General features: G+C 53.7%; 14 protein-coding genes, 1 tRNA gene and 1 pseudogene. 10 read left to right on the forward strand and 6 right to left on the reverse strand.

Features of this window, described 5'->3' with window-relative positions:
- A partial coding sequence (locus ACOSYY_RS14325) for a BrnT family toxin (protein WP_421663202.1) occupies positions 1–189 on the reverse strand: 189 nt, incomplete at its 3' end.
- A 402-nt stretch (positions 190–591) separates the two neighbouring features.
- On the opposite strand from ACOSYY_RS14325, the gene ACOSYY_RS14330 reads away from it, so the two are divergent.
- Positions 592–879 (forward strand): hypothetical protein, encoded by a 288-nt coding sequence (locus tag ACOSYY_RS14330; RefSeq protein WP_421663203.1) that lies wholly within the window; start codon positions 592–594, stop codon positions 877–879.
- Positions 880–925: 46 nt separating this feature from the next.
- Here the strand turns inward: ACOSYY_RS14330 and ACOSYY_RS14335 are convergent, their stop codons facing one another.
- Both ACOSYY_RS14335 and ACOSYY_RS14340 read right to left on the reverse strand, forming a co-directional pair.
- Positions 926–1,150 carry a type II toxin-antitoxin system HicA family toxin gene (locus tag ACOSYY_RS14335; RefSeq protein WP_421663204.1) on the reverse strand — a complete coding sequence of 75 codons (225 nt, stop codon included), beginning with the start codon at positions 1,148–1,150 and terminating at the stop codon, positions 926–928.
- Complete coding sequence (locus tag ACOSYY_RS14340) at positions 1,147–1,359, reverse strand: type II toxin-antitoxin system HicB family antitoxin (RefSeq protein ID WP_421663205.1); 213 nt, start codon at positions 1,357–1,359, stop codon at positions 1,147–1,149. Before ACOSYY_RS14340 ends, ACOSYY_RS14335 begins: the two co-directional genes overlap by 4 nt.
- A gap of 285 nt (positions 1,360–1,644) precedes the next feature.
- On the opposite strand from ACOSYY_RS14340, the gene ACOSYY_RS14345 reads away from it, so the two are divergent.
- A tRNA-Thr gene (locus ACOSYY_RS14345) sits at positions 1,645–1,720 on the forward strand.
- Between the two features lie 176 nt (positions 1,721–1,896).
- Here the strand turns inward: ACOSYY_RS14345 and ACOSYY_RS14350 are convergent.
- From ACOSYY_RS14350 to ACOSYY_RS14360, 3 genes and pseudogenes are all read right to left on the reverse strand, one after another.
- Positions 1,897–2,085 (reverse strand): annotated as a pseudogene (locus ACOSYY_RS14350) (hypothetical protein); the annotation flags it as partial.
- Positions 2,086–2,242: 157 nt separating this feature from the next.
- Positions 2,243–2,584 carry a hypothetical protein gene (locus ACOSYY_RS14355; RefSeq protein ID WP_421663206.1) on the reverse strand — a complete coding sequence of 114 codons (342 nt, stop codon included), beginning with the start codon at positions 2,582–2,584 and terminating at the stop codon, positions 2,243–2,245.
- A 24-nt stretch (positions 2,585–2,608) separates the two neighbouring features.
- Positions 2,609–2,743 carry a hypothetical protein gene (locus tag ACOSYY_RS14360; protein ID WP_421663207.1) on the reverse strand — a complete coding sequence of 45 codons (135 nt, stop codon included), beginning with the start codon at positions 2,741–2,743 and terminating at the stop codon, positions 2,609–2,611.
- Positions 2,744–2,816: 73 nt separating this feature from the next.
- Here ACOSYY_RS14360 and ACOSYY_RS14365 point away from each other — a divergent pair, with 73 nt between their 5' ends.
- The 8 genes from ACOSYY_RS14365 (at position 2,817) to ACOSYY_RS14400 (ending at position 6,710) form a co-directional block, all read left to right on the forward strand.
- Positions 2,817–3,038 (forward strand): hypothetical protein, encoded by a 222-nt coding sequence (locus ACOSYY_RS14365; RefSeq protein ID WP_421663208.1) that lies wholly within the window; start codon positions 2,817–2,819, stop codon positions 3,036–3,038.
- A 31-nt stretch (positions 3,039–3,069) separates the two neighbouring features.
- Entirely contained in the window at positions 3,070–3,276 is a 207-nt protein-coding gene (locus ACOSYY_RS14370; RefSeq protein WP_421663209.1) for a superinfection immunity protein, read from the forward strand.
- 40 nt (positions 3,277–3,316) lie between these two features.
- Positions 3,317–3,565, forward strand: coding sequence for an HlyU family transcriptional regulator (locus tag ACOSYY_RS14375; RefSeq protein ID WP_421663210.1), 249 nt, complete (start codon positions 3,317–3,319; stop codon positions 3,563–3,565).
- A 154-nt stretch (positions 3,566–3,719) separates the two neighbouring features.
- A complete protein-coding gene (gene crcB, locus ACOSYY_RS14380; RefSeq protein WP_421663211.1) occupies positions 3,720–4,097 on the forward strand; it encodes a fluoride efflux transporter CrcB in 378 nt (125 codons plus the stop codon).
- Positions 4,098–4,354: 257 nt separating this feature from the next.
- Positions 4,355–4,654, forward strand: a complete 300-nt coding sequence (locus ACOSYY_RS14385; RefSeq protein ID WP_421663212.1) for a hypothetical protein — start codon at positions 4,355–4,357, stop codon at positions 4,652–4,654.
- Positions 4,655–4,792: 138 nt separating this feature from the next.
- Positions 4,793–5,197: a hypothetical protein gene (locus tag ACOSYY_RS14390; RefSeq protein WP_421663213.1), complete on the forward strand. Its 405-nt coding sequence runs from the start codon at positions 4,793–4,795 to the stop codon at positions 5,195–5,197.
- A gap of 195 nt (positions 5,198–5,392) precedes the next feature.
- Positions 5,393–5,917: a hypothetical protein gene (locus ACOSYY_RS14395; RefSeq protein ID WP_421663214.1), complete on the forward strand. Its 525-nt coding sequence runs from the start codon at positions 5,393–5,395 to the stop codon at positions 5,915–5,917.
- 319 nt (positions 5,918–6,236) lie between these two features.
- The gene (locus ACOSYY_RS14400) at positions 6,237–6,710 is read left to right on the forward strand and encodes a discoidin domain-containing protein (RefSeq protein WP_421663215.1); all 474 of its coding nucleotides are present in this window, start codon (positions 6,237–6,239) and stop codon (positions 6,708–6,710) included.
- The last annotated feature ends 228 nt before the right edge of the window (positions 6,711–6,938 follow it).

Below are 6,938 nucleotides of genomic sequence, written 5' to 3' on the forward strand. Positions count from 1 at the left end.
CCTGCGTCCCTTGTCAGTCTGACCTATGGCGCAAAAGCGTTTCTCGCGCTGTGAGTGGGCCTCGTCCGGCAGCACAGCCAACGGTCGGGCAAAAAGACCCTCAATCGTCGCCACGGAAAGGCCGTGCTTCTCGCATTTGGCTCGATTGCCGTTATCCCAGTCGAAGCCGTTCGCATGCACTGTCATCATACCGCGAAATGTATACACTTGTATAGACAAATGTCAATGCGCAGAAGCTGGAATCGACACAACTACAGCCATGGAGATTGTAGGCTATACATCTCTGCAGATGCGGAAACGATACAATCAGATCAGAGAGGAAGACCTCAACACGGGCCACAAGTAAGCTTGTGACATACTCTCCAGGAGACACGCCCAGAACACTTGACCTCAAGGCCGAGAGTCTGTAGAACTGTAACTCCTTCATATTATTAGCGCTGGCGTAGCTCAATCGGCAAAGCAGCGATTTTGTAAACCCTCCGACCCATCCACATAAGTACTTGTCAGAATAGTGGAACCACGCTTCAGGAGAGGCGTTGTGCTGTTTTGTTGACTCAGTTATGGTCAATATACTTGGATGGAGAAACGTATGTGATCATGGTGGACGTCTCTTCTCCACAGATCAACCCCGATCCAAAGGTGGCCGTGTCGCGGGGCTGGCGGTTCCTCGACTCCGTGATGGTGTACCTCACTCTGCTCCCCGATCACCCGCGAAGAGCCGAACCGGTAATAAACGGACTCAGACACCGGATTCGCGCACCAATCTCTCCCCAACATATTTTTGCGCCCCTCACCCACGCAGAGGCGCAACAGACCTTCCGAATCTGCGGCACGCACGACTGCACCCATGGCACCGTCCGCAGTGATGCGGTTCTTTGAGGTGGTTATGATTTGAAAGCGGAAACACGCAGAGCAGTGTCGCTCTTTACAACAGTGCGCTAAATTCCTCAACGGTCAGACCTGCTTGCCGGATGATGCTCCGTAGCGTGCCTTTGGCGAGTTCGGTGTGCTGAGGGACGCTGAGTCGCCGGTGAGGAGGAGGAGATTGTCGCAGGATTATATGGCTTCCGGTTTGGTGATCGATGAGATAGCCGATCTTCTTCAATGCACGAACCGCTTCTTGCCCAGACACAACAGGCAGTTTGCTCACAAGGCGATGTCCACGGTTTCTTCCCAAATGGATGGAGGGATGGGTTCATTATGGAGTCGCAAGCTTTCGAGGTAGCCGGCCATGGCATCTTTGATATTGGCCAAGGCCTCCTCGCGCGTGTTTCCTTGACTCACGCAACCGGGAAGAGACGGACATTCGGCGACATAGATGCCATCTTCATCTTGTTCAAGAACGACGCGGTATCGCATATGAGCAGGCCCTCCGCTACATAGATCGCATTGTAGTACAAAGCAAAGGACACTGTCAGTATTCATTCGTCAATATGGAGGCACTTCTGACGAAGGTGCGAGTCAGTGTCGAGACTGATGCCATACATCTCCGCAGATGCGGAAACGATACAATCAGATTAGAGAGGAAGACCTCAACACGGGCCGCAAGTAAGCTTGGGACATACTCTCCAGGAGACACGCCCGGAACACTTGACCCCAAGGCCGAGAGTCTGTAGAACTGTAACTCCTTCATATCATTGGCTTGCTGGCGTAGCTCAATCGGCAGAGCAGCGGTTTTGTAAACCGCAGGTTGGAGGTTCGATTCCTCTCGCCAGCTCCACAACTTCCGCATAGTAAGCCTCCCTCTCCGCTTGAACTGATCGGCTCCGATTTTCCTTTCGTCTGAGCCTTCTCGAACTCAGCCACCTCTTCCACCGCTGCCTTTAAGTGTGACGGCCCCAGGTGAGCATAGTGTTTTACGAGCGCCGTTATCGAATGCCGTAACAGCGCAGCAATCGTGCCTTCATTGTGGCCTGACATGGCTAACCGACTGGCGAAGGTATGGCGGAGATCGTGCCCTGTGGCCCAGTCAATCCCGGCCCGCCCGCCTTTGTCGTCGGCAAGGTGAGCAGCCCTCGCTTTTGTCTTTGTGGGAAACTGCCGAACCGCCGTTCCTTGCCGTCGTGATAGCGCCGGACAAACCACACTGGTTTGCCAGTTGAAACAAGCTTATTAAGTAAACCTCGATCTTTTGGTCCTGCTCTCGCCATAGGTCACGCCGTTTGGGGCTAACGTATCGCTTTTGCCTTTTCTTGTTCGAAGATGCCTGTAACCAAATAGCCGGACCGGATGGATGCCTTAATCAGGGTGTCCTTCCGTCGGTGGTCGCCGCCAAACGTGGCATGCCTTCAATGACACAACCCTGCTCAGGACGGTCGAGTTCGTTGTCAAGGTTGGCGAATGGCTCCACTAGATCGTGCAGGAAGTCCTCCAGCAATGCACATGCCTTCTCTTGCGTGGCGAATGGCCCATACCGCCGTGGATACATCCCGGTAATTTCGATTCGGACAAACCAGCCCTCGCGTCCGACCTCATCCCTTCCATGGAACAGCCAGTCGTCGGAGACGGCACGTTCGCGGTAATGACGAGGCGGAGCTACGCCCTGTTGCTGAGACACCTTCCGAAGAAACGAGCCAATACTCATGATAGACCTCCCGTTGAGGGCGGGTTACGCCGCCTTCTTACCCTTAAAATGCTGCTCCAGTAAATACACGAATGAGTCCCGCCGCGCCGGTGCCGCGCTGTCGTTCGGCGTCGAGCTGCATCTCGACGGTAGCTGAATGTTGAGTCGTTGCATGTTCATCTTTGTAAACTCCTTACTCATGACACTCATGAGCGTGCTTGTATTCTACGCATCATATGGTGTCAAGTGATGTTTGACTGAACTGAGTAGATTGAGTATCCTCGCCTTCATGAAGCCGGACCCCAAATCCGAACGAACTGTTTTAAATCTTAGGGATATGCCGAGAGACGTGATCGCAAATATCAAGGCCGCCGCGGCACTGGAGCAGGCATCCTTGAAGGAGTACGTGGCGAACATTCTTGATCAGCACGTTACTGAATTGAAAAAGAAGGGGATTCTGCCGAAGGGGAAATAGCGGAGAACGCCAAACCATTCCAATAAAAGGTGTGTCCACGGACTATGATATCCGTCACCTCTCCGTCTTGGGCACAGCTCTCGCGTATTGCGCTCCCTCATTTATCGCCCTCGGACGAGGACATCCCAACTGCATTCCTATTTTGATCACGAATCTCTCGTTAGAGTGGACAGGGATCGGCTGGGTGGGCGCGTTGGTCTGGGCGTTAAAAGGCCGACAGAGAGAGCGGGAATGTTGACTGAGCATAACGGGTAGCTGCCGAAGACTGGACACCAGAGATGGCCCCAGCCGTGACCTACAAGGGCTACACCATTCAACCAGCCCCTCGGCAGCTCGTCGATACGGGCCAGTGGGAACTGAATGTTTTTATATCCTGGACGACCGAGGATGATGAGGACAGTCGGCATTTCGTAAAGGCGGGTCGGTATGCAACCGAGGAGGAAGCCACGGCCCAGTGCATTGCCTATGGGCAACAGATCGTGGATGGCAAGGTTCCCGGCTCATCGGTGGGATCAATCAATCTGTGAACAGTATGGCGGTACCGAAAGCGAAGTGAAGTCTCAGGTGCTGTCGAGAATTGGTTCAAACGTGCTTTCTGAGAGCTACTTACCTAACTGGCCCTCATCTTCTAGGTCCCAAACTCTTTGGCAATGTGGCACGGTTCAATGTAAGGGGCGAGAGATGACCAAGTATCTGCTGGTCTTTTTTGGCGGTGGCATTGGCTCCATGGCACGCCTGTTCGTGACGAGCTTTGTGGGGAAACAGACCAGCACGACATTTCCCTGGGGAACGCTTACCGTCAATCTGCTCGGGGCTCTCACGATCGGTCTCCTCATTGAGCTCATGGCGCTTCGGTGGTCCGCTCCTGAGACCCAACGCTATCTCTTGATCACTGGGTTTCTTGGGGGCTTCACGACGTTCTCGGCCTTCTCCCTCGAGACGGCCTCCATGTGTGTTCGGGGCGACTGGATGATGGCCGCAGCCTATGTGCTCGCATCCGTTATCGGGACGGTGAGCTTGGTGATCCTCAGTATCCACCTGTTACGAGCGGTACTGTGACGCCGGAGGCGACGGGCTGAGCAAGACCTGATAAGGGAAATAGTGACTGAATGAGAAAGAAGGGCCCCCTGCCGAAGGAGAACTAATCGAGGTTAATCTCAAGACGGCATGAGCAAAACGTAGTCTTTGTGGAGGGATCTCTCGATGGATATCCTTCTTGTGCCGCTCATCATCGTGTTCGCCTGGCTGCTGTATCGACTGTTTCGAACCCCATCCCCCTAGTCGCCATGGAGTTCTGGGTTCGGCGCATCAAGGGTGTGAAGAAGTACTTTGCCAATACACCTCGCACTCAATCCAGACCGATTGAAGAAGTCGCGAAGAATCTGCTGAAGAAGTACCGCCACACAAGGAGCACTGGAGCGATCGATGTATATGGATTATCTGAACAGCTTGACCATTGGGGAACGTGGAAGAATCAAACCGATGAGATAATAGTCGATGATAAACACAGACAAACGAGCGGTAAAACTATCTCAGAAAGACGACTGATAGATTTTGGACGGTTGTTTGACGCCGCATGCATCCCTGATGTCTTTGAGAACCTTGAAACGTCCTGATCTTCTTGAATCAAACAGGACCGCCAGCAACGCCAAGAAGCCTCGCTCTTCAACAGCTTCAGTAGAATCGAGAGGTATTGTTGCTTTAGAGTATACAAGTACTGTTATTCATCGTTTGATTTGATTGGAGATTGAGTCATGAAGATGTCGCCGTGGTACATGTTGCTTCCCATATTCGTCCTTAGTAGCACGGCACTCTCTCCCGCATATTCCGCCGAGACCAAACTGCTGTTTCGCGCTCAAGGCGCTAGCATCCCTGCTGGAAAGCCTATCGCCTTGGGCAAAGTGGAGGTGGCCCTCTATAGCGCAATTCGAATAGTCGTGACCGCACATCCTGACTCTAATGCCAATGCGGTCATTGAACTCATTCTCATGGAGGGTGATGAACAATATCTCACCGCTCTCGACACCATCGTGATTCCATCAAAATCGTCGATCACGAGGCTCTATCCGGTTCCCGGAAGAAAATTGCTCATCCAAGCGGCTACAGATGGCAGCTCAGGCTCGACGAGTGTTGACGTAATAGTATATGGAACCCAGTGATGATCCCGGCCCGCCGCGTGGTGACCTTTCACGCGAGCCCCTGTTCAAAGCGCACGTGAATCTCTACCGACAGACGAGCAGAAAGATGTGGCATGATCGCAAAGAACAAGGCCGCTGTAGCGCGAGAGCATTCTTCCTTGAAGACATCTGTGGCCTTCTACATTCAGGCCGCAGAATGGCTAGTAAGGGCGGCGCGTGAACCTTCTAATTTTGTCTCTCATTGTGCTGATAGGCTGGTCAGTTTGGATAGCGTTTCGCCGAACATCGCGCAACCGCAAGGTCTCACGCAATCGCATCACACCCTCAGCCCATCAAGAGAACACGCAGCCTCATAAAGTAGCGCCTGCTGAACCCATCAAAACCCCGGACCCCGACTGCGGGCTGTTCACGACCGAGCACGAGCATCAGGCGTACACGGCTGGCCAACCCGTCTGGATTCGCTACGAAGACAAATCTGGCACGGTCACGGAGCGGGTGGTCGAGATCTACCGGCCAGGAGATAAAGAAATGATCTACACCTGGTGCCGAACGAAACGGGCACCACGCACCTTCGTGCGTCGGAACATTCGTAACTGGCGGCTCCTGCCTGAGCGCTTCGACTTTGACCCGATCGTCGCCCAATACTGGGATGAGGAAGGGACTCGCGATCGATCAGAAAAAAGCCCCTGGAGACGGTGGCTGCGGCGCCAACCGAAAGAGATTGCTGAACGCTATAAATAGTCACCAGATGAAAGCAGAGGCAGCAGCACCACAAAAAGAAAAGCTCCGGCCTTTTGCAAGGGCGGAGCTCAGTGAACAGTGCAGCTTCCTCCATCTGTGTCCGGGGACGTTTCCGCCGCCCGTTCAAAATGTCCACTGCCCTGTTCAATTATGACTCTATCCTACTTATGTCTCGGCAAGTACTGGGGGATCCCCTAAGCTAGTCATGGAGGAGAGGATCAAAGCAGCGAACTAGTGAGCTTCCCAGTCCTCTCCACTTCGCGTTCAGGCAGAATGACGCGCACTCAACGGGAGGGCGTATGAAATATACGGTCACACCATGAAAAAGCGACTCATCGACAATGTTCCCACAACCACCCCCGCTCCTCCTCATGAATGGTTGAACGTGGAGGGCCTCGGGGAGGTAGAAATCACCTCCGAGCATCCGTCTCATCCGATTGAATCCGCATTGCTCGCCGATCAAGGTACAGGGTGGCGAGCCGCAGAGCCCGGAACACAAACGCTCCGTATTCTCTTTACGCACCCGCAGCCGCTGAGACGGATCCGGCTGCATTTCCACGAACCCGACATGGAGCGCACGCAAGAGTATGTCTTGCGTTGGTCGGCAGATCGCGGGCAATCATTTCAAGACATCGTGCGCCAGCAGTGGAACTTTAGTCCACAGGGCTCAACAAGCGAGACAGAGGACCATCATGTCGATCTCCCGGCTGTCACGCTGCTTGAGTTGAGGATCATTCCGGACATACGTCAGAGAAATGCTTTCGCTTCGTTGGCGCAATTGCGGCTAGCCTAACCGTCCTCCGTGCCTTCCCTCCTGATCCATGATTGAGGTCCTGTTGCTTCTCTTCCATTGCGGCAGATCGCCTACGATCGTGATATACGAGCTCAGCTCGTTGTTGCGCTGACACTCTCTGAAAACCCTATTGCAGATGGCCTCCGTACCCTCCTAGAATCGGCCCTCTGTCGAGGGGTTTATGCCGTTTGCGCTGCGTCCATATCGTCGCTTTCCTGTCGTGAGCCC

The organism is Nitrospira sp. BLG_2 (genome assembly GCF_049222245.1).

Bases quoted from the DNA above. Each gene is read 5' to 3' on its own strand.
- ACOSYY_RS14375 (WP_421663210.1), top strand. From the start codon at position 3,317: ATGGCCCCAGCCGTGACCTACAAGGGCTACACCATTCAACCAGCCCCT.
- crcB (WP_421663211.1), top strand. From the start codon at position 3,720: ATGACCAAGTATCTGCTGGTCTTTTTTGGCGGTGGCATTGGCTCCATG.
- ACOSYY_RS14355 (WP_421663206.1), bottom strand. From the start codon at position 2,584: ATGAGTATTGGCTCGTTTCTTCGGAAGGTGTCTCAGCAACAGGGCGTA.
- ACOSYY_RS14340 (WP_421663205.1), bottom strand. From the start codon at position 1,359: ATGCGATACCGCGTCGTTCTTGAACAAGATGAAGATGGCATCTATGTC.
- ACOSYY_RS14400 (WP_421663215.1), top strand. From the start codon at position 6,237: ATGAAAAAGCGACTCATCGACAATGTTCCCACAACCACCCCCGCTCCT.
- ACOSYY_RS14360 (WP_421663207.1), bottom strand. From the start codon at position 2,743: ATGAACATGCAACGACTCAACATTCAGCTACCGTCGAGATGCAGCTCG.
- ACOSYY_RS14390 (WP_421663213.1), top strand. From the start codon at position 4,793: ATGAAGATGTCGCCGTGGTACATGTTGCTTCCCATATTCGTCCTTAGT.